This is a genomic window from Candidatus Karelsulcia muelleri PSPU (assembly GCF_000829155.1).
GTDB classification, from domain to species: Bacteria; Bacteroidota; Bacteroidia; order Flavobacteriales; family Blattabacteriaceae; genus Karelsulcia; species Karelsulcia muelleri_A.
Window position 1 is genome coordinate 189,381 of the sequence record NZ_AP013293.1, and the last position, 22,607, is coordinate 211,987.

General features: G+C 18.3%; 23 protein-coding genes, 5 tRNA genes and 1 other RNA gene. 20 read left to right on the forward strand and 9 right to left on the reverse strand.

Going from position 1 to position 22,607, the window contains the following annotated elements; translation table 11 throughout:
- Positions 1 to 46: 46 nt before the first annotated feature.
- The 3 genes from SMPSPU_RS01490 (at position 47) to SMPSPU_RS01535 (ending at position 3,470) form a co-directional block, all read left to right on the forward strand.
- Entirely contained in the window at positions 47 to 1,369 is a 1,323-nt protein-coding gene (locus SMPSPU_RS01490) for a cytochrome c biogenesis protein ResB (protein ID WP_041093924.1), read from the forward strand.
- Complete coding sequence (locus tag SMPSPU_RS01495) at positions 1,366 to 3,141, forward strand: cytochrome c biogenesis protein (protein WP_080774836.1); 1,776 nt, start codon at positions 1,366 to 1,368, stop codon at positions 3,139 to 3,141. Before SMPSPU_RS01490 ends, SMPSPU_RS01495 begins: the two co-directional genes overlap by 4 nt.
- A gap of 164 nt (positions 3,142 to 3,305) precedes the next feature.
- The gene (locus tag SMPSPU_RS01535) at positions 3,306 to 3,470 is read left to right on the forward strand and encodes a hypothetical protein (RefSeq protein WP_169756379.1); all 165 of its coding nucleotides are present in this window, start codon (positions 3,306 to 3,308) and stop codon (positions 3,468 to 3,470) included.
- Here the strand turns inward: SMPSPU_RS01535 and SMPSPU_RS00890 are convergent.
- Positions 3,448 to 5,910, reverse strand: a complete 2,463-nt coding sequence (locus tag SMPSPU_RS00890; protein ID WP_075050674.1) for a BamA/OMP85 family outer membrane protein — start codon at positions 5,908 to 5,910, stop codon at positions 3,448 to 3,450. The genes SMPSPU_RS01535 and SMPSPU_RS00890 overlap by 23 nt on opposite strands.
- Positions 5,911 to 6,202: 292 nt before the next feature.
- On the opposite strand from SMPSPU_RS00890, the gene SMPSPU_RS00895 reads away from it, so the two are divergent.
- From SMPSPU_RS00895 to rplI, 10 genes are all read left to right on the forward strand, one after another.
- Positions 6,203 to 6,757 carry a ribosome-recycling factor gene (locus SMPSPU_RS00895; RefSeq protein ID WP_041093926.1) on the forward strand — a complete coding sequence of 185 codons (555 nt, stop codon included), beginning with the start codon at positions 6,203 to 6,205 and terminating at the stop codon, positions 6,755 to 6,757.
- Positions 6,757 to 8,160, forward strand: a complete 1,404-nt coding sequence (asnS, locus tag SMPSPU_RS00900; RefSeq protein ID WP_041093928.1) for an asparagine--tRNA ligase — start codon at positions 6,757 to 6,759, stop codon at positions 8,158 to 8,160. Before SMPSPU_RS00895 ends, asnS begins: the two co-directional genes overlap by 1 nt.
- A 51-nt stretch (positions 8,161 to 8,211) precedes the next feature.
- Positions 8,212 to 8,298 (forward strand) — tRNA-Ser (locus tag SMPSPU_RS00905).
- Positions 8,299 to 8,310: 12 nt separating this feature from the next.
- A tRNA-Ile gene (locus tag SMPSPU_RS00910) sits at positions 8,311 to 8,384 on the forward strand.
- Between the two features lie 25 nt (positions 8,385 to 8,409).
- A complete protein-coding gene (gene rplU / locus SMPSPU_RS00915) occupies positions 8,410 to 8,727 on the forward strand; it encodes a 50S ribosomal protein L21 (RefSeq protein ID WP_041093930.1) in 318 nt (105 codons plus the stop codon).
- Between the two features lie 5 nt (positions 8,728 to 8,732).
- Positions 8,733 to 8,984, forward strand: a complete 252-nt coding sequence (rpmA, locus tag SMPSPU_RS00920; RefSeq protein WP_041093932.1) for a 50S ribosomal protein L27 — start codon at positions 8,733 to 8,735, stop codon at positions 8,982 to 8,984.
- A 29-nt stretch (positions 8,985 to 9,013) separates the two neighbouring features.
- Positions 9,014 to 9,409: a transfer-messenger RNA gene (ssrA, locus tag SMPSPU_RS01480) on the forward strand.
- Between the two features lie 18 nt (positions 9,410 to 9,427).
- The gene (rpsF, locus tag SMPSPU_RS00925) at positions 9,428 to 9,769 is read left to right on the forward strand and encodes a 30S ribosomal protein S6 (RefSeq protein ID WP_041093934.1); all 342 of its coding nucleotides are present in this window, start codon (positions 9,428 to 9,430) and stop codon (positions 9,767 to 9,769) included.
- A 37-nt stretch (positions 9,770 to 9,806) separates the two neighbouring features.
- Positions 9,807 to 11,084 (forward strand): 30S ribosomal protein S18, encoded by a 1,278-nt coding sequence (gene rpsR, locus SMPSPU_RS01550; protein ID WP_080774837.1) that lies wholly within the window; start codon positions 9,807 to 9,809, stop codon positions 11,082 to 11,084.
- A gap of 24 nt (positions 11,085 to 11,108) precedes the next feature.
- Positions 11,109 to 11,549, forward strand: a complete 441-nt coding sequence (gene rplI / locus SMPSPU_RS00935; protein ID WP_075050675.1) for a 50S ribosomal protein L9 — start codon at positions 11,109 to 11,111, stop codon at positions 11,547 to 11,549.
- 201 nt (positions 11,550 to 11,750) lie between these two features.
- Here rplI and SMPSPU_RS00940 read toward each other — a convergent pair whose 3' ends face one another.
- The 4 genes from SMPSPU_RS00940 to SMPSPU_RS00955 form a co-directional block, all read right to left on the reverse strand.
- The gene (locus SMPSPU_RS00940) at positions 11,751 to 12,083 is read right to left on the reverse strand and encodes a DNA-directed RNA polymerase subunit omega (protein WP_041093936.1); all 333 of its coding nucleotides are present in this window, start codon (positions 12,081 to 12,083) and stop codon (positions 11,751 to 11,753) included.
- Positions 12,084 to 12,089: 6 nt separating this feature from the next.
- The gene (locus SMPSPU_RS00945) at positions 12,090 to 12,977 is read right to left on the reverse strand and encodes an outer membrane protein assembly factor BamD (protein WP_041093938.1); all 888 of its coding nucleotides are present in this window, start codon (positions 12,975 to 12,977) and stop codon (positions 12,090 to 12,092) included.
- Positions 12,961 to 13,860, reverse strand: a complete 900-nt coding sequence (gene dapA / locus SMPSPU_RS00950; protein WP_041093941.1) for a 4-hydroxy-tetrahydrodipicolinate synthase — start codon at positions 13,858 to 13,860, stop codon at positions 12,961 to 12,963. Before dapA ends, SMPSPU_RS00945 begins: the two co-directional genes overlap by 17 nt.
- Positions 13,861 to 13,895: 35 nt before the next feature.
- Positions 13,896 to 13,970 (reverse strand) — tRNA-Val (locus SMPSPU_RS00955).
- A gap of 54 nt (positions 13,971 to 14,024) precedes the next feature.
- Here SMPSPU_RS00955 and prfB point away from each other — a divergent pair.
- The 5 genes from prfB (at position 14,025) to SMPSPU_RS00980 (ending at position 18,202) form a co-directional block, all read left to right on the forward strand.
- The gene (prfB, locus tag SMPSPU_RS00960; protein WP_041093943.1) at positions 14,025 to 15,026 is read left to right on the forward strand and encodes a peptide chain release factor 2; all 1,002 of its coding nucleotides are present in this window, start codon (positions 14,025 to 14,027) and stop codon (positions 15,024 to 15,026) included.
- Positions 15,027 to 15,176: 150 nt separating this feature from the next.
- Positions 15,177 to 15,890: a 4-hydroxy-tetrahydrodipicolinate reductase gene (gene dapB, locus SMPSPU_RS00965; protein WP_041093945.1), complete on the forward strand. Its 714-nt coding sequence runs from the start codon at positions 15,177 to 15,179 to the stop codon at positions 15,888 to 15,890.
- Positions 15,891 to 16,035: 145 nt separating this feature from the next.
- Positions 16,036 to 17,247: a signal peptidase I gene (lepB, locus tag SMPSPU_RS00970; protein ID WP_075050676.1), complete on the forward strand. Its 1,212-nt coding sequence runs from the start codon at positions 16,036 to 16,038 to the stop codon at positions 17,245 to 17,247.
- 12 nt (positions 17,248 to 17,259) lie between these two features.
- Complete coding sequence (rpsU, locus tag SMPSPU_RS00975; RefSeq protein WP_041093950.1) at positions 17,260 to 17,457, forward strand: 30S ribosomal protein S21; 198 nt, start codon at positions 17,260 to 17,262, stop codon at positions 17,455 to 17,457.
- Positions 17,450 to 18,202: a shikimate dehydrogenase family protein gene (locus SMPSPU_RS00980; RefSeq protein WP_041093952.1), complete on the forward strand. Its 753-nt coding sequence runs from the start codon at positions 17,450 to 17,452 to the stop codon at positions 18,200 to 18,202. The genes rpsU and SMPSPU_RS00980 overlap by 8 nt, the downstream gene beginning before the upstream one ends.
- Here the strand turns inward: SMPSPU_RS00980 and obgE are convergent.
- From obgE to SMPSPU_RS01000, 4 genes are all read right to left on the reverse strand, one after another.
- Positions 18,199 to 19,179: a GTPase ObgE gene (gene obgE, locus SMPSPU_RS00985; protein WP_041093954.1), complete on the reverse strand. Its 981-nt coding sequence runs from the start codon at positions 19,177 to 19,179 to the stop codon at positions 18,199 to 18,201. The two genes, SMPSPU_RS00980 and obgE, sit on opposite strands and share 4 nt — an antisense overlap.
- A 12-nt stretch (positions 19,180 to 19,191) precedes the next feature.
- A complete protein-coding gene (gene lpdA, locus SMPSPU_RS00990) occupies positions 19,192 to 20,586 on the reverse strand; it encodes a dihydrolipoyl dehydrogenase (protein WP_041093956.1) in 1,395 nt (464 codons plus the stop codon).
- A gap of 15 nt (positions 20,587 to 20,601) precedes the next feature.
- Positions 20,602 to 20,686 (reverse strand) — tRNA-Leu (locus SMPSPU_RS00995).
- Between the two features lie 42 nt (positions 20,687 to 20,728).
- Entirely contained in the window at positions 20,729 to 21,106 is a 378-nt protein-coding gene (locus tag SMPSPU_RS01000) for an START-like domain-containing protein (RefSeq protein WP_041093958.1), read from the reverse strand.
- A gap of 53 nt (positions 21,107 to 21,159) precedes the next feature.
- Between SMPSPU_RS01000 and SMPSPU_RS01005 the strand changes: the two genes are divergently transcribed.
- A tRNA-Met gene (locus SMPSPU_RS01005) sits at positions 21,160 to 21,233 on the forward strand.
- 23 nt (positions 21,234 to 21,256) lie between these two features.
- Positions 21,257 to 22,597, forward strand: a complete 1,341-nt coding sequence (locus tag SMPSPU_RS01010) for an alanine--tRNA ligase-related protein (RefSeq protein WP_075050677.1) — start codon at positions 21,257 to 21,259, stop codon at positions 22,595 to 22,597.
- Positions 22,598 to 22,607: the final 10 nt, after the last annotated feature.

Below are 22,607 nucleotides of genomic sequence, written 5' to 3' on the forward strand. Positions count from 1 at the left end.
ATTTTATTTAAATATATATATTTAAATAAAATAAAATTTGTTATAAATGAAAAAAATTATAAATTTTTTTTTATCAAAAATATTCTTTTTATTACTTATTATTATATATATAATAGCTCTTGCTATAGCAACTTTTTTGGAAGAAAAATATTCGACAGAAACAGCACAAGCTATTATTTATTATTCTAAATGGTTTGAAATAATAATGTTATTATTAGTAATAAATTTTATTGGAAATATAAAAAAATATAAATTATTTAATTTAAAAAAATGGCCAATATTAACTTTTCATATATCATTTTTATTTATTATTTTAGGAGGAGGAATATCAAGATATTTTGGTTTTGATGGAACATTATTAATTCGTGAGGGGAATAAATCCAACCATTTTTTTTCAAAAAAAAAATATTTACAAATAAATCTGTCAGATAATAATAAATGTTCTTGTTTTAAACAAAATTATATAATTTCTGATATTCATAATCATTTTGAAAAATTTTTTTATTTTAAAAATAATATTTTTCTAATAAAATTAGAGAATTATTTAAAAAATGTAAAAGAAATCTTTATAAATGATAAGTTAGGTGAAAAATATATTAATATTATTACTATAAATAATAATATTTCTAAATATCATTTTATACAAAGTGGATCTCTAAAAGAGATAGAAGGATATTATATTAGTTTTAATAAACATGTAAAAGGTATTATAAATATTTATGAATTAAATAATAAAATTTATATAGAAACTCCATTAAATCTTAAATCAGAATTGAAATTATCATATATATATAATATCTATAATTTTAAATTTTTTATTAAAAGTAAACCTATTTTAGTAAAAAAATATTTAATTCCTATTAATAATAAATATAATTTATCAAATTATCCATCTTATATAAATGGATTTATTTATAAACAAAATTTGTTTAAAAAATTTGATATTTTAATATCAAAAAATTTTAAATTAATTAAAAATAAAATAAATTTTTTAGGAAATAATATATCTATTACATATGGTCCAATAGAATTGGAATTGCCTTTTTTTGTAAAATTAAAAAAATTTATTTTAGAAAAATATCCTGGATCTTTAAATCCATCTTTTTTCAAAAGTGAATTACAAATTATTTATGGTAATAAAATAAATAATTTTTATATTTCTATGAATAATATTTTTGATTATAAAGGATATAGATTTTTTCAATCTGGATATAATTCAGATGAAAAAGGAACTATTCTTTATATTAATCATGATTTTTGGGGTTATAATATTTCATATTTTGGTTATCTTATATTAATAATAAGTGTGTTTTTTATTTCTTTTTGTAAGAACAGTCGATTTGGTAAATTAAAAAGTCAATTTAAATGATTATGTCAATAAATAAATTGAATATTAAGAAACATATTATTTTAATATTTTTTTGTTTTTTTTTCATTAATTTTAATTATGGAAATTCTAATTTTAAAAATTTAGATAAAAAAAGATTTTATCTTGAACCTTCTCATACTAAAAAATTTGGAACTATACTTGTTCAAGATTCCAATGGGAGGATTAAACCAATGAATACTGTAGCCTTAGAATTATTAAGAAAAATTTCTAAAACAGATCATATTCAAAATATAGATGCCAATAATTGGTTATTGTCATTTTATAAAAATGATATATACTGGTTTATATATCCTTTTATAAAAGTTAATAAAAAACTAGGACCAAAATTATTGGAACTTTTTAAAGTTAATGAAGATGGATATACTTGTTTTATTAATTTCTATAAAAATGTCACTAAATATAGTGATAAAAAAAAAAAATATGAATTAATTTTTAAAAAAGAATTAAAAGAAGCTTTTTCTAAAAATCCTTTTGAAAGGAATGATTTTGATAAAGAAATAGTTGATTTATTTAGGACCATAAATATGATATCAAATATTTTAAAAGGAAAATATATTAAGATTTTCCCTGTTCCTAATAATGAAAATATGGCTTGGGAGCCTTGGATTAATCCAAAATCTAATTTAGAGAATATTTTACCATTTAAAGAATATTTGGAATCTTTATCTTATTCTAAAAAAACTAATAATTGGGATAAACCAAATCAAATATTAGATAATATTATTTCTTTTCAAAAAAAAAATGGTCTTTCTTTAATTCCTTCTAATAAGAAAGTAAAATTAGAAATTTTATATAATAAATTAAATATTAATACATTTTTAATGTATAGTTACATATACTTAGGTATAATAATATTATTATATTCTTTTTTTAGAATATTTAATAAAAAAAAAAAAATTAATTTTATTAATTATATATTATATATTTTATTATATATATTTTTTTTATATCATACATTTGGTTTATTTATACGTTGGTATGTGTCTTCACATGCTCCTTGGAGTAATGAATATGAATCAATTATTTTTATTAGTTGGTGTACTTTATTCTCAGGATTATTATTATCAAAAAATAAAAATTTATTTGTACCAGGAGTATCTTGTATTACATCAAGTATTTTATTATTTATAGCATATTTCAATTTAATTAATCCTGAAATTACAAATTTAACACCTGTTCTTAAATCTTATTGGTTAATTATCCACGTTGCAATTATCATATCAAGTTATGGCTTTTTAATTGTTAGTTCTTTTTTAGGATTATTAGTTTTAATATTTTTATTTTTAAATAAAAAAATAAGAAAAAAAAGACTAGAATTTATAATTTTTGAATTAACTATTATTAATGAATTATCTATGATAATAGGTCTTTTTTTTCTAACTATAGGAACTTTTTTAGGAGCTATTTGGGCAAATGAAAGTTGGGGAACTTATTGGAATTGGGATCCAAAAGAAACATGGGCATTAATTACTATAATGGTTTATGTCTTTATTTTACATATGAGGTTTATTCCTTTATTTAAAGGAATCTATATTTTTAATTTTTTTAGTTTTTTATCTCTATTATCTATAGTTATGACTTATTTTGGAGTAAATTATTATTTATCAGGATTACATTCCTATGCTAAAGGAGAAAATGTAAATATTTTATATATTTTTTACATTTTATTTATTATTATTATAATAATAATTATATTATCATTTAATGATTTATTAGATCATTTCATAAAAAAAAAAAAAATTAATAATTAAATAATTATGACTTATATCTTTTTATATATAAAAAATTTTTTTACTATTATTTTTGATAAAATGCAATTATATGGATATATTATTAATATAATATTAATTATATTATTTATATTATATATGTTTTTTGGTATAAAAAAATATATATTATAATACAAATTATTTATATGTTTATAATGTTTATAAGATATATTATTACTCTTATAGCTTATACAGTTCCATATTTTTTATATGAAATTAATTTTATTATTAAAGTAATAATAATTACAAATTTATCTTACTTTATAAGAAATCATTTTTATCCAATAATTAAAATTTATTATCAAATATAAAATTCAATTTCCATCCTGGTTTAGTAGTCTTATCAAGAGTTTTATCCAATCTATAAGATAAATCACATCCTAAATATCCAATATAATTTACAAAAAGTCTAAGTCCAGTTCCTATAGAACGTTTTAAATTGAAAAGAGAAAAATTTTTATAATTATCAAATATATTTCCAGCTTCAAAAAAATTAGAAATCCAAAATTTAAACCAATTTTTATCCAATATTAAATATCTTAATTCTGATTTATATTTATTATAAATCACTCCTCCATTTTTGGGAGTTATAACTCCCAAAAATTTATTAGGTTCAGAATATCCTCTTAAAGGAATAAAATTTTCTTTATTTAAATTATCTTTTTCAAAATTTGTTCCTCCCATATAAAAATTATTAAGATTATTTGAATTATTATTCAAGATAAATCCAAATTCATATCCTATTTTAGTCATCAAATTATTAAAAAATTGATTATACAAAATCGTTTTCAATTGAAATTGAAAATATTCAAAAAATTTTTTTTTAAAATTAGAAATTCTTAATAAAGAAGGTAAGGTAAAAATTGACTTTAATTTAAAATTTTCACCTGTTTTCATGAAAATTTGTTTTTTATCAATTGTGTTTTTATTAAACAAAAATTTAAATTTTAAATTTTTTGATGTTTTAATAACTTTTGTTATCAAATTGTTTTTATTAAAAAAAGATTTCTTATTAGAATCATAATTTATATGAAATTCTAGTTTATTCATTTTTTTTAATTTTTTTATAAATTTAATTGAATTTTTATTTTTTGTCAAATAATAATTTTTTTCTTCATTTAAATTTGGGTTTGAATTAGATTCAATATTATTTTTCTTTTTTTCTTTAGAAGAAAATAAATTTAATTTAAATTTACTAAAATTAAATAATTTGGGATCTATAAAAGATAGATTAATTTCTTTTAAATTTTCTCCTAAATTTATTAAAAAATTAACTTTTTGATTATCCCCATATGGCCTTTTATTAAATTTTAAAAAATTTAATAAAGAAAAATTCTTTATTTTTAAAAAAAATTGTCCAAATAAATCAGGAACTTTATAATTCATTTTAAAGTTTATCTCACTATTTTTTTTTTCAGTAAATAAAAAATTAATATCTACTTGATTTTTTGTTTTATTGGTTTCATTATTCCAATCCACATTTTCAAATAAATCTAATTTCTTTAAATTTTCTAATGATTTTATAATTTTTTTATGAGACCATAAGTCTCCTGGAGAGAAGGTAATTTCTTGTAAAAGAATACTATCTTTTACTTTTTTATTTCCTATTAAATTTATTTTATTAAAATAAAATTTTTCATTTTCTAATATAGAAATCTCTAAATCAAGAACATTATCATCTACCTTTTTTTCAGAAAAACTAAATTTTGGATTGAAATATCCATTTTTTTTATATTCTGAAATTAGACTATTGGGATTAGATTCATTTAATACCAAACTTTTTATTTCTAATAAATTAAAAATTTTATTTTGAATTGAATTAAATTTTTGTTTTAAAATGTTATCGTTAAAAAATTTATTTCCTTTAAAAGAACAATTTCTTAAAAAGTATTGATTACCTTGATCTATTTTTAGATTTAATAAATAATAATTATTATTAATTTTTTTTATTTTTTCTGAAAGAATTTTTACTTCTTTAAATCCATTTATTTTAAAAAGATTAATTAAATTTTCTTGATCTAATTTAAATTTGTCTTTAACAAAGATTTGTTCTTTAAAAGAATTGATCATTATATTTTTTATTTCCTCTTTTGAAAAAAAATTATTTCCTTCAATTATTAAATCTTTTATTTTAAATAAATTTCCTTTTTTTACTGTAATTTTTAATTTATTATTCTCTTCATAATCCATTTGATATTGGATATTTGTATATCCTTTTTTTTCATAAAATTCATTAATTCTTTTTAAAAAAAAAATAATTAAATCATCATTTAAATCTTTTTTTAAAAAATCTTTATCAAAAATTAATTTTGATTCTTTTTCAGTAATTCCTATTACTTCAATAGTATTAAAATAATCAATTTCATTAGATGATATCTCTAATATAATTTCTTTATTATTAAGATAATGTATATGAATTTTTATATCTTTAAAATTACCATATTTTAATAAATTATTTATAGTTTTATCAAAATTATATTTTTTTATATCAATTTTATCTCCTTCTTTTAAATCTATTAAAGATAATATTTCATTATTTCCATATATTTTAATTTTTTTTATTTTAAAAAAATTTTCTTTATTAAAATTTTCTTTTATCATAATTTTATTCTCACTATGAGCTGGTTGAAAATTTTCTTTATTAAAATTTTCTTTTATCATAATTTTATTCTCACTATAAGCTGGTTGAAAATTTAATTCCAAAAATAGCTCTATTATTAGATATCTTAATATAGATAAAAAATTATTCATTTTGTTCAATATAAATTATATTTATATATTTGTATACTTTAATATAAGTAATTTTTTTTTAAATTTGTAATAATTTAATGTCTTAAATAGGTCCCTTCTAAATTTTGTAACCTATTTACATAATCTTTAATTATCTATCTCATCTGTTTTATTATTTAATATACAATATATAAATATTAAGACTATCAATATTTGATATATTTTATATATTATTTTATAAATAAATTTTATTATAAACAAACTATTAAAAAATTTTTATTTTAATATATAAATATATTTTTTTAAAAAAAAAATGAAAGAATCGTTTGATTTAATCAAAAAATTTAAATTAGAAGTAAAAGATAAAAAGGAAAAATTTAAAAAAAAAATTTTAAAAATTAGAATAGATAGAATAAATGAAAATTTTTTAGATTCTATTAATATAGAATATTATGGGCAGAAAGTACCTATAAATAATCTATCTACTATATTAAAAGTAAATGCAATTACTGTTTTCATAAAACCTTGGGAAAAAAAATATTTAAATATTATTTATAAAACTTTATTAAAAGAAGATAGAGGTTTCATCATTATAAATGATGGAAAAATGATAAAATTAAAAATTTCTAAATTAACAGAAGAAACTAGAAAAAAATTAATAAAAAAGGTAAAATTTTTTTTAGAAAAAAAAAAAATTGAAATAAGAAATCTTCGAAATGAAGTTAATAAAAAATTAAAAAAATTTTCTTATTTAGAAGAAGATTTTTTAAAAAAAAAAAAAAATGAAATACAAAATATAACTGATAAATATTTAGAAAAAATAAATGTTATTTTTAAACAAAAAGAAAAAGAAATATTAACAATTTAATGATAATAAATTCAAATTATATATATAATATATTAATTAATTATAATTTTTTTTTATTTAAAAAAATAAATGTAAAAGGATGGGTAAAACATTTTCGTTATAATTATTTTTTAAATATAAATGATGGATCTTCTTTAAAAGATTTACAAATTATTATTGATAATAAATATTTTAATATTTTTTTTTTAAAAAAAATTAATATAGGAGTTTCCTTAGAAATAATAGGAATTTTAGTATTAAGTAAAGGTCAAAAACAAAATATAGAGATCTATGCAAATAGAATTAAGATTTTGGGATCTTTTAAAATGGAAGATTTACAAAAGACTATTTTACAAAAAAAAAAACATAGTTTAAAAAAATTAAGAGAACAATCTTATTTAAGATTTAGAACAAATATTTTTAGTTCTATTATGAGAATACGTCATAATATTGCTTTTTCAATACACAAATTTTTTTATAAAAAAAATTTTTTTTATATAAATACTCCTATTATTACAACTTATGATACTGAAGGAGCAGGAGATATGTTTAAAGTTACAAATTTTAAGTTGAAACAAATTCCAATAAATGAATTTGGAGAAATAAATAAGACTTTAGATTTTTTTGGAGATTTTACATATTTAACTGTATCTGGTCAATTACAAGGAGAAGCAGCCGTTTCAGGTTTAGGAAAAATTTATACATTTGGACCAACTTTTCGTGCAGAAAAATCTAATACTTTTAGACATTTATCTGAATTTTGGATGATAGAACCTGAAATGGCCTTTTATAAATTAAATCATAATATGATTTTAGCAGAAAATTTATTAAAATATGTCATTAAATATGTGATAAATAATTGTTATGATGATTTATTCTTTTTAGAAAAAAAAAATATTAATAGATTATATTCTATATTAAATTCTTCTTTTAAAAGGATAAGTTATACTAATGCTATAAAAATTCTAAAATATAGTAAATATAATAAAAATGGAAAATTTTTTTTTCCAGTTAAATGGGGAACAGATTTACAATCTGAACATGAAAAATTTTTATCAGAACATTATTTTAATAATTGTCCTATAATTATATATAATTATCCGTTAAGAATTAAACCTTTTTATATGCGTATCAATGATGATAATAAAACTGTAGCGGCTATGGATGTAATATTTCCTATAATAGGTGAAATTATAGGAGGGTCTCAAAGAGAAGAAAGATATAATTTTTTATTAAAACGTATGATTGAGTTAAATTTAAATATAAAATCTCTTTGGTGGTATTTAAATATAAGACGTTTTGGATCTGTTCCTCACAGTGGATTTGGATTAGGATTTGAAAGATTAATTCAATTTATTACAAATATAAATAATATTAAAGATATTATACCTTTTCCTAGATTTCAAAAAAATGCATTTTTTTAAAAAAAAAAATATTTTTTATTTTAAAAAAAATAATTATATTAATTTTAAAAAGGAGAGATTGCTGAGAGGTTTAAGGCACATGTTTGGAAAACATGTATATATTAAAAATATTCAAGGGTTCGAATCCCTTTCTCTCCGCTATAAATTTATGGTCTCATAGCTCAGTTGGTTAGAGCACCTGACTCATAATCAGGTAGTCGCTGGTTCAAATCCAGCTGAGACCACAAATAAAAATTTAATTATTAATTAATGGAAGCATATTTTGAAATATTAGGTTATCAATATAAAGCTTATTTAAATCGTTCTATTTATATTCCTTTTTTAGAAAAAGAAAAAATAGGAAATGATATATATATTAATCATATATTTTTTTTTAAAAAAGAAAAATTAATTATGATTGGTAATCCAATTATAAATAATATAAAAATAAAAGCTAGGATAATAAAACATTTTAGATCTAATAAATTAATTATTTTTAAAAAAAAAAGAAGAAAAGGATATAAATTAAAAAAAGGACATAGACAATATTTAACACAGATAAAAATTATTTCTTTTGAAAAAAAATAAAAAATATGGCACATAAAAAAGGTGTAGGAAGTTCTAGAAATGGACGTGATTCTATTGGAAAACGTCTAGGAGTTAAATTATTTGGAGGACAAATTGCTAAACCTGGAAGTATAATTATAAGACAACGGGGAACAAAACATCATCCTAAAAAAAATGTATATATGGGGAAAGATTATTCAATTCATTCTTTAATTTATGGAAAAGTTTTTTTTGAAAAAAAAAAAAAATCTTTTATATCAGTAATACCTATTTTATAATAAATATTGTACTAATTTAAATTTAGTGAGGGGCTGTATTGGAATTGACATCAAGATTAATATATAAGTAAGCATATCGTGTATTGTAATGTAATCACGTAAAATTAATTACAAAAAAAAACCGACAAAACAAATTATGCTCTTGCTGCTTAATATTATTTATTAATAAAGAGTAAATTCGCATAAACTGCGAAAGCAAGATATTATTTTATTTTTTTTTTCTTACAAAAGAATAAAATATAAAATATAGTAAGAATAGGAAAAATTGAGGTTCTAAATTTTTCTAAAATTTATATAGAACTATTTTCTTTGTTAAAATTTCTTGTTATTTTACTTAGAATTATTTTTTTTTTATAAGATAAATATGTAGAAAGCTTATAATATTACTTGTTTGGACACGGGTTCGAATCCCGTCAGCTCCACTTAATTAATAAATATTAAATATGAAATATGAAACTCTTTTTATTTTAAATCCTGTTCTTTCTGAAGAACAGATGAAATATTGTGTCTATGAATACATAGATTTTTTTTTTAAAAAAAAAGCAAAATTATTGTTTCAAGAACATTGGGGTTTAAAAAAATTAGCTTATTATATACAAAATAAAATTAATGGATATTATCATGTTTTTTATTATAAAGTAAATTCTCAATTTATTTCTAAATTAGAATTAAAAATAAGACGCGATGAAAGAATCATTAGATTTTTTTCTGTTAAAATAGATAAAGATGCTTCTTTATACATAAAAAGAAATAAAAGTAATTTGGTTCAGGCAGATTTTTTTTAAAAAAAAAATTATATATAAATATAATAAAATAATAAAAATGAAAAAAAATAATATTGAAACTGAGACTAAAATAGTAAAACCTAAAAGATCTTATAAAAAAAAGATAAAAAACGTTAATGAAACTTCAATTGAAGGTGTAAAACCTAAAAGATCTTATAAAAAAAAGATAAAAAACGTTAATGAAACTTCAATTGAAGGTGTAAAACCTAAAAGATCTTATAAAAGAAAACTTAAACCTGAAACGGAAGTAGCAAAACCTAAAAAAGATTATAAAACTGAAACGGAAGTAGCAAAACCTAAAAGATCTTATAAAAGAAAACTTAAACCTGAAACGGAAGTAGCAAAACCTAAAAAAGATTATAAACCTGAAACGGAAGTAGCAAAACCTAAAAAAGATTATAAAACTGAAACGGAAGTAGCAAAACCTAAAAGATCTTATAAAAGAAAACTTAAACCTGAAACGGAAGTAGCGAAATATAAACCGGAAACGGAAGTAGCAAAACCTAAAAGATCTTATAAAAGAAAACTTAAACCTGAAACGGAAGTAGCGAAATATAAACCGGAAACGGAAGTAGCAAAACCTAAAAGATCTTATAAAAGAAAACTTAAACCTGAAACGGAAGTAGCGAAATATAAACCGGAAACGAAAGTAGCAAAATATAAACCGGAAACGGAAGTAGCGAAATATAAACCGGAAACGGAAGTAGCAAAACCTAAAAAAGATTATAAACCGGAAACGGAAGTAGCGAAATATAAACCGGAAACGAAAGTAGCAAAATATAAACCGGAAACGGAAGTAGCGAAACCTAAAAAATATTCTATAAAAAAAATTAAAACAGCAATTTTTCCAATAAAAAATAAAATATTAGAATATTTTAATAATGAAATTAATCAAATTTTAAAAAATAAAAAAATCTATTTTAGATTAGATGAGTATAAATTATTAAATAATAATATTATTTTAAATAAAAAAAAAAATAAAAAAATTATTTTTAATTTAAAAAAAAAATTAAAAAAAAAAAAAAAAATAAAATATAAACAAAATCTTGAAGAAATAGAATTAAGATTTTTAACTCCTTTTGAAGTAAAATTAAAAGAGAAAAAAAAATATTGTTTTTTTAAAAAAGCAAATATAGGTTATGTTGATTTTAAAAATCCATTATTTTTAATTAAATTTTTAAATGAAAGAGCAGAAATTCTTCCTAGAAGGATTACTGGAACTTCAAAAAAATTTCAAAGAAAAATAAAAATAGCAGTAAAAAGATGTAAACAAATTGGTTTATTACCATATATAACTGATATATTAAGAAAATAATATTATTAATAATAAATTCATCATATGAAAGTAATTTTATTAAAAAAAAATAACAATTTAGGAAAAAAATTCGAAGAAATAGATGTTAAACCTGGTTATGGTCGTAATTTTTTATTACCTAAACGTTATGTAATAATTGCGACTAATTCAGTTAGAAAAAAAATAATTGAATTTAAAAAAAAAATAATTCAAAATAAAATAAAAAACCTAAAAAAAATTTTTTTTTTTTTAAAAAAAAAAAAAAAAATAGAAATTACTTTTTATCTTAAATTAGGAAAAAATGGAAAATTACTAGGATCAATTACTAAAAAAAATATAAAAAAAATTTTTTTTTTAAAAAAAAATAAAATAAAAAAAATTTTTTTAGAAAAAAGAAAAATAAATAAAATTGGAATTTTTAACGGTTATTTTAATTTACCATATAAGATAAAATACAAATTTTTATTTAAAATATTTTATTACTAATAAATGATTATAAAAAAAAAGTATTTGCTTTTTTAAAAATTTTTTTTTATATTTATAAAAGAAATAAAATTTACTTTTTATTTTTTCTTTCTTTAGAGAGAGGAGAAAAAAATTTTTTTTATAAATGAGAGAATAAACTTATTGAAGTTTTTTTTATTTGAATATAACAAAAAACTGTCCTCTCTTTAAAGAAGGAAAAAATTAATTTTTAAGTTTTTTTTTAATTTTTTTAAAAGAAAGAAGATAATCTAAAAATTCTATTATAGAAATAGATGTAGGTTTGGTCATAATTTCATATTTTTTAGAAATTTTAATTCTTAAATCATTTAAAATAATTTTTTCAAATTTATCTTTTTCTTGTCCAAAAATACCTATTTTACTATATAATGATTCTTTCATAAAATAATTTATTTGATAAGCTCTTTTTGCTAGAATCTGAACTAGATCATATATATTATTTCCTGTATTTTCAATTTTTTTTAGATCTATACTATAAGTAGATAAATCACTGTTTTTATATTTTAAATCAATCATAAATTTTTATTTATTTAAATAAAGTTTAGAATAAATATCAACAATAATTAAATATGATTCTATTTTTTTAAATAAAAATAGAATTTTATTTGAAATTTTTAATTTGTTTTCAATTTTAAAATTATTATCATTTTTTTTAAAAAAAGATAAATAATTATCATATAATTTTCTTGTTTCTTGAAAAGAATAATTTTTATTATTTTCTTCTATTTTATATTGTGATATAATCATATATATATAAAATATTTGAGAATCTGGCATATATAGAAAATATTTAATTAAATATTTAAATATTATTAGTGAAGATTTATAGTTTTTTTTATTAAAATAATAATATGCTATTGTTAAGTGTTTTTGTTTTATTTTAAAAACAGCCTTATAAAGGTTAGAATCAACTTCTTTTATTCTAATACTATTAGGATATAATTGTTTAAATTTTAAAAACAAATCTATTACTTTGTAAGTATTTTTTTGATCAAAATTAAAATCATTAGATTTAAAATAATAACACATTCCTAGATAAAAAAGACTTTCTTCTGAAAGAAAATTAGTATCAAATTTAAAAAAAACAGATTTAAAATCTAAAATAGCTGTATCAAAATTTAATAAAAAATAATTACATAATCCTCTAAAAAATATAATTTTTTTATAAATTGTTTTTTCTTTATTTAACGAATTTTTCTTTTCAGATAAAACCTCTTTTAAAACTTTTAAAGTTTCTTCATATTTTTCTTTATGAAAAAAATTAAGTGCTCTTTTTATATTTTTTTTAAATCTTTTATTTGTTATTTGAGTTTTATCAAAAATTTGAATTAAATTAATCATTTTATGATTATGAATCATAAATGATTTTTCATATTTAAAAAAAAATAATAAATTAATGAATATATTCATTAAATAAATGAACTTTTTTAAGTTCCAAAAAAAGTTTTTTTTCAAAATTTGGGCTACTTTTAAATAAAGGTAATCTAACATATTCATGACATAATCCTTTTAATTTTAATAAAGTTTTTATTCCAGAAGGATTACCTTCTTTAAAAATTAAAGATATAATATTAATTATATTATAATATATTTTATAAGCATAATTAATTTTTTTTTTTTTAATTAATAAAATTATTTTAGAAAATTCTTTTGGAAAGGCTTGTCCTATAACAGATATAATTCCATCTCCTCCTCCCAAAATTATAGGTAATACTAAATTATCATCACCAGATAAAATTATAAATTTTTTTGAAGTTTTTTTTTTTATAAAATTATATGATTGTATCAAATTTCCTGAAGCTTCTTTTATGCCTATAATATTTTTTTTTTTAATTAATTTATTAATAGTTTCTATATTAATATTACAACCAGTTCTATGTGGAACATTATAAATAATAATATTTTTATCAGTATTATCAGATATTTTTTTAAAATGATTATAAATTCCTTTTTGAGTAGGTTTATTATAATAAGGACAAACAGATAAAATTGCATCAATACGATCTAAATTTATTCTGTTTAAATTATATATTACTTTTTTAGTATTATTACTACCTATCCCTAAAACAATAGGTAATCTATCATTATTAACATTTTTTACACAATTTATAATATCAATTTTTTCTTTTAACTTTAATGTACAAGCTTCACCAGTAGTTCCTAATAATACTAAATATTTAACTCCTCCATCTATTACAGAAGAAACTAAATTTTCAAGAGACGTAAAATCTATTTTTCCTTGTTTATTAAAAGGAGTTATTAAAGCAATACCAAGACCCAAAAGTTTTTTCATTTATTTTAAATTAATAAATATGTTTATGAAACAAATGGACATTATTGGATTTGAACCAATGACCTTTACCCTGTCAAGATAACGCTCTTACCAAACTGAGCTAAATGTCCTATATATATATAATAATATTTAATATTATTATGAATTTTTAATTTATTAAATTAATGATAGCAAAAGAAAAAATAAAAAAAATATGGATAAAAATTAAATTTTTTTATTTTTTATTAAAAATAAAAAATATAAAATATAAAAAAAAAAATAAAAAAAAAGTAAAATATTTATATATTTTTATATATAAATTATTATATGATATAAAAATTTTATTAATAAATATAAAATTTCTAAAAAAAATAGAATTAATTAATAAATTAAATAAAATTAAAAATTCAATTTATAAAATTGAAAGTAAAATACTTTTTACTAAAAAAGTATATAAATTAAATGCTATTATACAAATAACTCCAGGAGCTGGAGGAACAGAAAGTTGTGATTGGGTTTCTATGTTATATAGAATGTATACTATGTGGGCAGAAAAAAATAATTATTCTATAAAAGAATTATATAATTTACAAGGAGATGTTGGAGGTTTAAAATATATTCTTTTTGAAGTTCAAGGTTTTTATCCTTTTGGATTTTTAAAAGGAGAAAATGGAGTTCATAGATTAGTAAGAATTTCTCCATTTGATGATTCTAAAAGACATACATCATTTGCTTCTGTATATATATATCCATTAATTAATGATGATATAAAAATTCAAATAAATAATTCAGATATAAAATGGTCTACATTTAGATCAGGAGGATCTGGTGGACAAAATGTAAATAAAGTTGAAACTGGAGTTAGATTACATCATAAACCTACTAATATAATTATTGAAAATACTGAAACAAGATCACAAATTAATAATAAAACTAAAGCCTTAAAATTACTTAAATCTCGTTTATATTATATTGAAAAAAAAAATAAAAATATTATACGAAAAAAAAATAAATTAAAAAAAATAGAATGGGGATCTCAAATAAGGAATTATATTATGCATCCTTATAAATTAGTTAAAGATTTAAAAACTGGATATGAAACATCAAATATAAATTCAGTAATGGATGGAAATATAAATAATTTTTTAAAAAATTATTTAATTCTTTTATTAAAAACAAAAAAGTAGTATCTCTAGTCAGAGAGAAACAGATAGTTTAATTATTTTATAAAAAATTCTTCTCTACAGAAGAGAGAGCAAATACTTTTTTATTTTTATATTAACATTTATAAAGTTATATTACTGGATAAATAATAATTTTTTTTTTAATATAAAAATATGAATATTGGATTAATAGGATATGGAAAAATGGGAAAATCTATAGAAAAACAAGCTATACTACGTGGTCATAAAATTAGTTTTATTACTAATAAAACACCAACTTATAAAGAATTAAAAAAAAATGATATAGAAATGGTCATAGAATTTAGTTCTCCTAAATATGCTGTTTCAAATATAATTATTTGTATTGAAAATAATATATCTGTAGTTTGTGGAACTACAGGTTGGTATAAACATTTTTTTTTTATAAAAAAAAAATGTAAAAAATACAATGGATCATTCCTTTATTCTCCTAATTTTAGTATAGGTGTAAATATTCTTTTTTATATAAATAAATTATTAGCAAAATTAATGTTTAAATCTAATTTAGATTATAAAGTAAGTATAAAAGAAATACATCATAAAAATAAATTAGATACACCAAGTGGAACTGCTTTGCTTTTAGCAGAAGATATAATTATAGAAAAATATTGTGATAATTGGGGATTAATTAATTTTAAAAAAAAAAAAAAGTCCATATATATAGACTCAAAAAGAATAAATAATATAATAGGAATACATTCTGTAATATATAATTCATCTATTGATAGTATAGAAATTAAACATAATGCTAATAATAGAAAAGGGTTCGCATTAGGTTCAATAATTGCAGCTGAATGGTTATTTAAAAAAACTGGAATTTTTTCTATGAAAGATGTTTTAAAATTATAAAATAATAAAATTTTTAATATTTAAAATATTATTATTAATAATAATTATTAAAATAATATATTTTTTAGCGACTTATAATATATATATAAAATATAAAAGAAAACTTTTTGAAGCTATAATTCCAATATATAATGTCATTATATTAATGAGTATCTTAAAAAGACCGATATGGTGGTCTATATTATTATATTTTCCTATAATTTTTTTTTTAATATATCCTTTATTATGTTTAGATATAATAAATCTTTATAAAGAACGTCATAATAAAAAAATATTATTTTTAACAATGGGGGCTTATTTAATATATTTAAATATAAAAAATAAGGTTTTGTTAAATAACATTAATAATAAAAAGAAAACATCTTTATTTTCTTATTTTATTTTTTCTTCTTTTATAAAAATATATATAATTCAATTTTTTTTTATTCCTACTCCTTCTATGCAAGATAGTTTATTAGTGGGAGATTTTTTATTTGTAAGTAAATTCCATTATGGAATAAGAATTCCTATAACTCAAATTTTTTTTCCATCAGAAAATAATGAAATTAAATTTTTAGGAATAAAATCTTATATAAATTATATAAAATTACCTTATATTAGATTACCTAAGTTTAAAACTATTAAATATAATGATATTTTAGTATTTAATTTTCCAAATGATTTAAAAGAAATTCCTATTGATAGGACAAAATATTATATTAAACGTTGTATAGGTTTACCAGGAGATAATTTAAAAATTAAAAATGGTTTTATTTATATAAATGGAATTTTAAAATCAAATGACAAAAATGTTTTTTTTTATAAAATTCAAAAAATTTTTAATTCATTCAATATTTTATTTTTTTTAAAAAAATTATGTTTAAAAAAAGATTATATATATAATATAAAAATTAATGATTATAAAATTAATTTTTTTAAAAAAAATATTTTATATATAAAAAAAAATATTATGCCAAAATATTTAAAAGAATATAATATTTTTCCAGAAGATAAATTCTGGAATCGTGATAATTATGGTCCTATATATATACCAAAAATAGGAGATAATATATCTATAAATAAAAAAAATATAAATTTATATAAAGATATAATTGTTAAATATGAAAAAAATTCATTAAAATTAAAAGATGGTAATATATTTATAAATAATAAAAAAACATCTAATTATAAAATTAAAAAAAATTATTATTTTTTATTGGGAGATAATAGAAACAATTCATTAGATTCTCGTTATTGGGGTTTTTTACCATATGATTATATAGTAGGAAAGCCATTATTTATAATATTAAATTTAATTTTTAATAAAAAAAAAATATTTAAATTACGTTGGAATAGAATCTTTACTATTTTAAAATAAATTATAATAATTATGAAATTAATTACAAATGTAAAAGAAGGAGAATCTATAGATAGAGTTTTAAAAAAATGTAAACAAAAATTTGATAAAGCTCGTATTTTAAAAAAATTACGTAAACGTCAACATTATATTAAACCTTCTGAAAGAAAAAGGAAAAAATTAATAAAAGCTAAATATAGAGAATATATAAATTCTAAAAATTATGATTAAAATATATGGATTAGTAGGTAAAAATATTAGTTATTCTTTTTCTAATTCTTTTTTTAAAAGAAAATTTAAAAAAGAAAATATAAAAAATACTATATATAATATTTTTGATATAAAAAAATTATCATTAATAAATGAAATAATAAAAGTAAATAAAAATTTTTTAGGATTTAATGTAACTATTCCATATAAAAAAAAAATAATTTCTAAGATTAATATCATTAATAATAATTTAAAAAAAATAGGATCAATAAATACTGTTAAAATCATAAATGATATTACTATAGGTTATAATACAGATATATATGGATTTGAAAATTCATTTAAACTTAAATTAAAATCATATCATAATAATGCCTTAATTTTAGGTAATGGTGGAGTATCTAAATCTATAATATATGTTTTAACAAAATTAGGTATAAAATATCTTGTTGTTTCAAGAAATAAAAAAAATGGTATTTCTTATTCAAATATTTCTAAAGAAATTATTAATAATAATAATATTATTATTAATTGTACTCCATTGGGAACATATCCTAATATTAATGAATGTCCTAATATTCCTTATGAATTTCTGTCAAAAAAACATTATTTATATGATTTAGTTTATAATCCTAAAGAAACTTTATTTTTAAAAAAAGGAAAAAATATAGGATGTATTGTCCAAAATGGACTAAATATGCTTTATTTACAGGCAAATCTTTCTTGGAAAATTTGGAATGAGATTAATTTTGATATATTATATTAAATAATATTACATATATAATTTATTAATTCATCTAATCCTTCTTTAGAAAAAGAGGAAATAAAAATATATTTTTCATTTTTTTTTAATTTATTTATAATTTCATATTTTAATTCATTATCTAAATGATCAGATTTAGAAATTAATAATAAACGTTTTTTATTTAAAATTTTTTTATCAAAAAAATTTAATTCATTTAATATTATATTATATTCTTTAATATAATTCTTTTCTTCACAAGAAATCATAATTAATATAATTCTATTACGTTGAATATGTTTCATAAATTTAAATCCTAATCCTTTTCCTTTTGAAGCACCTTTTATTATTCCAGGAATATCTGCTATAACTAATTTTTTAAATTTTTTATAATTAAGTATACCTATATTAGGATTTAATGTAGTAAATGGATAATTAGATATTTTTGGTTTAGATGATGTAATAATAGATATTAAAGTGGATTTTCCAGAATTTGGAAATCCAATAATTCCTACATCGGCTAGAATTTTTAATTCTAAAAAAAAACAAAATTCTTTTACAATTTTTCCTTTTTCAGAATAAAAAGGAGCTTGACATATAGCATTTTTAAAATGCCAATTTCCTTTTCCTCCTTTTCCTCCATATAATAATATTTTTTTTTCATTATGATTTAATATTTCCATAATAATATTTTTATATTCATCTTTAATAATAGTTCCAATTGGAACTTCTATTATACAATCTTTTCCATTAGAACCAGTAATCCTATTTATCCCTCCATTTTTTCCATTTTCAGCTATATTATGTTTTTTATATTTTAAATGAGATATTGTATATAATTGATTATTTCCTTTAATTATTACATTTCCTCCTTTTCCTCCATCTCCTCCATCAGGACCTCCTTTATTAATAAATTTTTCTCTTCTAAAATGTATTAGACCAGATCCACCATTTCCACTTTTACAATAGATTTTTATAAAATCTATAAATTTATTAATCATATAAATATTTAACTAAATATGAATACATTTATTATAAGCATTATTTATTGCTTCAATAATAGATTCACTAATAGTAGGATGTGGGTGAATACATTGACTAAATTCAAATGATGTTGTTTCTAATTTACGAGCTACTACAATTTCAGAAATAAGTTCTGTAACTCCAGAACCTATCATATGACATCCTAACAATTCTCCATATTTTTCATCAAAAATTACTTTAATAAAACCATCTGTACTATCATTAACTTTTGCTTTTCCTAAAGCCGTAAATGGAAACTTACCTATTTTTAATTTATATCCTTTATTTATAGCTTCTTTTTCAGAAAAACCTACATATGAAATTTCAGGATTAGAATAAATACACATAGGAACATTGTTATAATTTAATGTAAAGGGATTTAATCCCGTAATTTTTTCTACACAAATTATTCCTTCATAAGAAGCAACATGAGCTAAAGAAATACTAGAAATTACATCTCCTATAGCATAATATCCTTTTATATTAGTTGAATAATATTTATCGACACAGATATGTTTAGTATTATTCATATCAATACCTATTTCTTCTAATCCTAAATTTTCAGTATTTGGACAAATACCAATAGCAGAAATTATAATATCTACATATAAAATTTCATTATTATTTTTTAAATTTTTAATAATTACTTTTGTACATTTTTTTTCAGATAAATATGAAATATTTTCAATAATTGAAGATTTTATTATTATAATACCAGATTTTTTAAATAACTTTTCCAATTGTATTGAAATATCAATATCTGAAGATGGTAAAATATAAGGCATTTTTTCTATTATAAAAATTTTAGATCCTAGACTATTATAAAAATAAGCAAATTCTAAACCAATAGCACCAGATCCTATAATTAAAATATTTTTAGGTATAGTTTTTAATAACATCGCTTCACGATAACAAATTATATTTGATAATTCTTTTTTCTTAAAAAGATTAGATCTAGCTCCTGTGGCTATAATTATATTTTTAGCATTATATTTTTTTTTATTTCCATATTTATCTTTAACATATACTATTTTAGTTTTTAATATTTTAGCTTTACCATATAATATTTTTATATTATTTTTTTTCATTAAAAATGAAACTCCTTTATTCATCTTTTCTGATATAGAACGACTACGTAAAATAATTTTTTCAAAATCTAATTTTAAATTATTAGTAATAATTCCATATTTTGAAGCTTTTTTTAAAGTATTAAAAATATTTGCACTTTTTAATAATGATTTTGTTGGTATACACCCCCAATTAAGACATACACCTCCAATATTTTCCTTTTCGACAATAGCTGTTTTTAATCCTAATTGTGCAGCACGTATAGCAGCTACATAACCTCCAGGACCACTTCCAATTATAATTAAGTCAAAAGACATAAATAAAGAATTTAGTACTCACGACTGGATTTGAACCAGCAAATCTTAATAAGATACTACCACCTCAAGGTAGCGTGTATACCAATTTCACCACGTGAGTCTTTAAAAGACAATATTCATAATCTACTATTAAATAATATTATTAACTTATTAATAATTTACTTAATATTTGAATTTTATTTTTCCACCACATTTTAGATTCTTCTATTTCATTTTTTTTAGCAAAATCTGTTATAATAAGGTAAATATTTTTTGTTAATTTTTCTTTTTCAAGAAAAAATTCAAAATAATAGATCTTATCAAGATCTTGTTCCCATCTATATCTTACAGATTTATATGGTATTTTTTTTATTAAAAAACATGTTTCTTCATATCCGTTCCAAGTAAAAATATATCTATTACTTAGATAAATAACATTGTCAGCAAACCATTCTGTCATATTTGAAGGTGCAGAAATATAATTATATAATATCTTTATAGAAGAATTCATTCTAAATTCAAAGTTTATTTTTTCACGCATTTTTTTTATCTGTTTTAATTTATTATTATAATAATAATAAATTTTAAAAAAAAGGCGTGATAGCTCATTTGGTTAGAGCGTCGGATTCATAACCCGGAGGTTGGGGGTTCAATTCCCCCTCACGCTACATTTTACATATAGAATAATTTAATGAATTATAAAAATATCATAAAAAATTTTTTATATTTTTTTAAAAAAAAAAATCATAAAATTATTTATTCTGCTTCACTTTTAGCAAAAAATGATACAACTTTAATGTTTACTAATGCTGGAATGAATAGATTTAAAAACTATTTTATTTGTTATAAACATCCAAAATTTTTAAGAATTACGAATATTCAAAAATGTCTTAGAATTACAGGAAAACATAATGATTTATATGATGTAGGAAAGGATAAATATCATCATACTATGTTTGAAATGTTAGGAAATTGGTCATTTGGTGATTATTTTAAAAAAAAAGCTATAAAATGGGCTTGGGAGTTATTAACAAAAATTTATAAAATAAAAAAATACAATATTTATGTTACTATTTTTAGTGGAGATAAAAAAAAAAATTTACCTTTTGATATAGAATCATATAAATTTTGGAAAAAAATAATAGATGAAAATCAAATTATTTTTTTTGATAAAAAAAATAATTTTTGGGAAATGGGGGAAACAGGTCCATGTGGATATAGTTCAGAAATTCATATAGATATTAGAAATGAAAAAGAAAAAAATAAAATATCTGGAAAAAAATTAATTAATAAAGGCCATCCTTTAGTAATTGAATTATGGAATTTAGTTTTTATAGAATATTTTAGGAAAAAAAATGGTAATCTTGAAAAATTACCGAAATCTCATGTTGATACAGGAATGGGTATAGAAAGATTATGTATGATTTTACAAAAAAAAAAATCTACATATGATACTGATATATTTAATATTTTAATTAAAAAAATAGAAAATATTACTGGAATCGTTTATGGGAAATTTTATAAACAGGATATAGCCATTCGTGTATTAGCAGATCATATTAGAGCAATTGTATTTGCTATTAAGGATGGGGTAATTCCTTCAAATAAGAAATCAGGATATATAATAAAAAAACTTTTAAGAAGAACTATTATATATTATTATATTTTTTTAAAAAAAAAAAAAAAAATTTTATATAAACTTGTAAAATATGTATTATTACAGAATAATAAATTTCATTACAAAATGAATAATAAAGAAAAAATTATAAATTTTATAATAAAAAAAGAAGAAATTTTATTTTTTAAAACAATAAGTAAAGTTACTTTTAAAATAAAAAAAAAAATTTTTCTTTTAAAAAAAGAAGGTAAAAAAAAAATAAATGGAAATATAATATTTAAATTATATGATACATATGGATTACCTTTTGAATTAGCAAATTTTATGGCTATAAAAAATAATATGATTATTGATAAATTTTCTTTTGAAAAAGAAATGTTAAAAACAAAACTACGTTCTAAACAAAAGAAATAATGAAATATAA

Coding starts and splice junctions, on each gene's coding strand:
- dapA (WP_041093941.1), bottom strand. CDS start 13,860: ATGAAAAAACTTTTGGGTCTTGGTATTGCTTTAATAACTCCTTTTAAT.
- SMPSPU_RS01010 (WP_075050677.1), top strand. CDS start 21,257: ATGAATTATAAAAATATCATAAAAAATTTTTTATATTTTTTTAAAAAA.
- SMPSPU_RS00945 (WP_041093938.1), bottom strand. CDS start 12,977: ATGAATATATTCATTAATTTATTATTTTTTTTTAAATATGAAAAATCA.
- rplU (WP_041093930.1), top strand. CDS start 8,410: ATGGAAGCATATTTTGAAATATTAGGTTATCAATATAAAGCTTATTTA.
- rpmA (WP_041093932.1), top strand. CDS start 8,733: ATGGCACATAAAAAAGGTGTAGGAAGTTCTAGAAATGGACGTGATTCT.
- obgE (WP_041093954.1), bottom strand. CDS start 19,179: ATGATTAATAAATTTATAGATTTTATAAAAATCTATTGTAAAAGTGGA.
- SMPSPU_RS00895 (WP_041093926.1), top strand. CDS start 6,203: ATGAAAGAATCGTTTGATTTAATCAAAAAATTTAAATTAGAAGTAAAA.
- SMPSPU_RS01535 (WP_169756379.1), top strand. CDS start 3,306: ATGTTTATAATGTTTATAAGATATATTATTACTCTTATAGCTTATACA.
- SMPSPU_RS00980 (WP_041093952.1), top strand. CDS start 17,450: ATGATTAAAATATATGGATTAGTAGGTAAAAATATTAGTTATTCTTTT.
- rpsR (WP_080774837.1), top strand. CDS start 9,807: ATGAAAAAAAATAATATTGAAACTGAGACTAAAATAGTAAAACCTAAA.
- SMPSPU_RS01495 (WP_080774836.1), top strand. CDS start 1,366: ATGATTATGTCAATAAATAAATTGAATATTAAGAAACATATTATTTTA.
- SMPSPU_RS00890 (WP_075050674.1), bottom strand. CDS start 5,910: ATGAATAATTTTTTATCTATATTAAGATATCTAATAATAGAGCTATTT.
- SMPSPU_RS00940 (WP_041093936.1), bottom strand. CDS start 12,083: ATGATTGATTTAAAATATAAAAACAGTGATTTATCTACTTATAGTATA.
- dapB (WP_041093945.1), top strand. CDS start 15,177: ATGAATATTGGATTAATAGGATATGGAAAAATGGGAAAATCTATAGAA.
- prfB (WP_041093943.1), top strand. CDS start 14,025: ATGATAGCAAAAGAAAAAATAAAAAAAATATGGATAAAAATTAAATTT.
- rpsU (WP_041093950.1), top strand. CDS start 17,260: ATGAAATTAATTACAAATGTAAAAGAAGGAGAATCTATAGATAGAGTT.
- lepB (WP_075050676.1), top strand. CDS start 16,036: ATGAGTATCTTAAAAAGACCGATATGGTGGTCTATATTATTATATTTT.
- SMPSPU_RS01490 (WP_041093924.1), top strand. CDS start 47: ATGAAAAAAATTATAAATTTTTTTTTATCAAAAATATTCTTTTTATTA.
- asnS (WP_041093928.1), top strand. CDS start 6,757: ATGATAATAAATTCAAATTATATATATAATATATTAATTAATTATAAT.
- rplI (WP_075050675.1), top strand. CDS start 11,109: ATGAAAGTAATTTTATTAAAAAAAAATAACAATTTAGGAAAAAAATTC.
- rpsF (WP_041093934.1), top strand. CDS start 9,428: ATGAAATATGAAACTCTTTTTATTTTAAATCCTGTTCTTTCTGAAGAA.
- SMPSPU_RS01000 (WP_041093958.1), bottom strand. CDS start 21,106: ATGCGTGAAAAAATAAACTTTGAATTTAGAATGAATTCTTCTATAAAG.
- lpdA (WP_041093956.1), bottom strand. CDS start 20,586: ATGTCTTTTGACTTAATTATAATTGGAAGTGGTCCTGGAGGTTATGTA.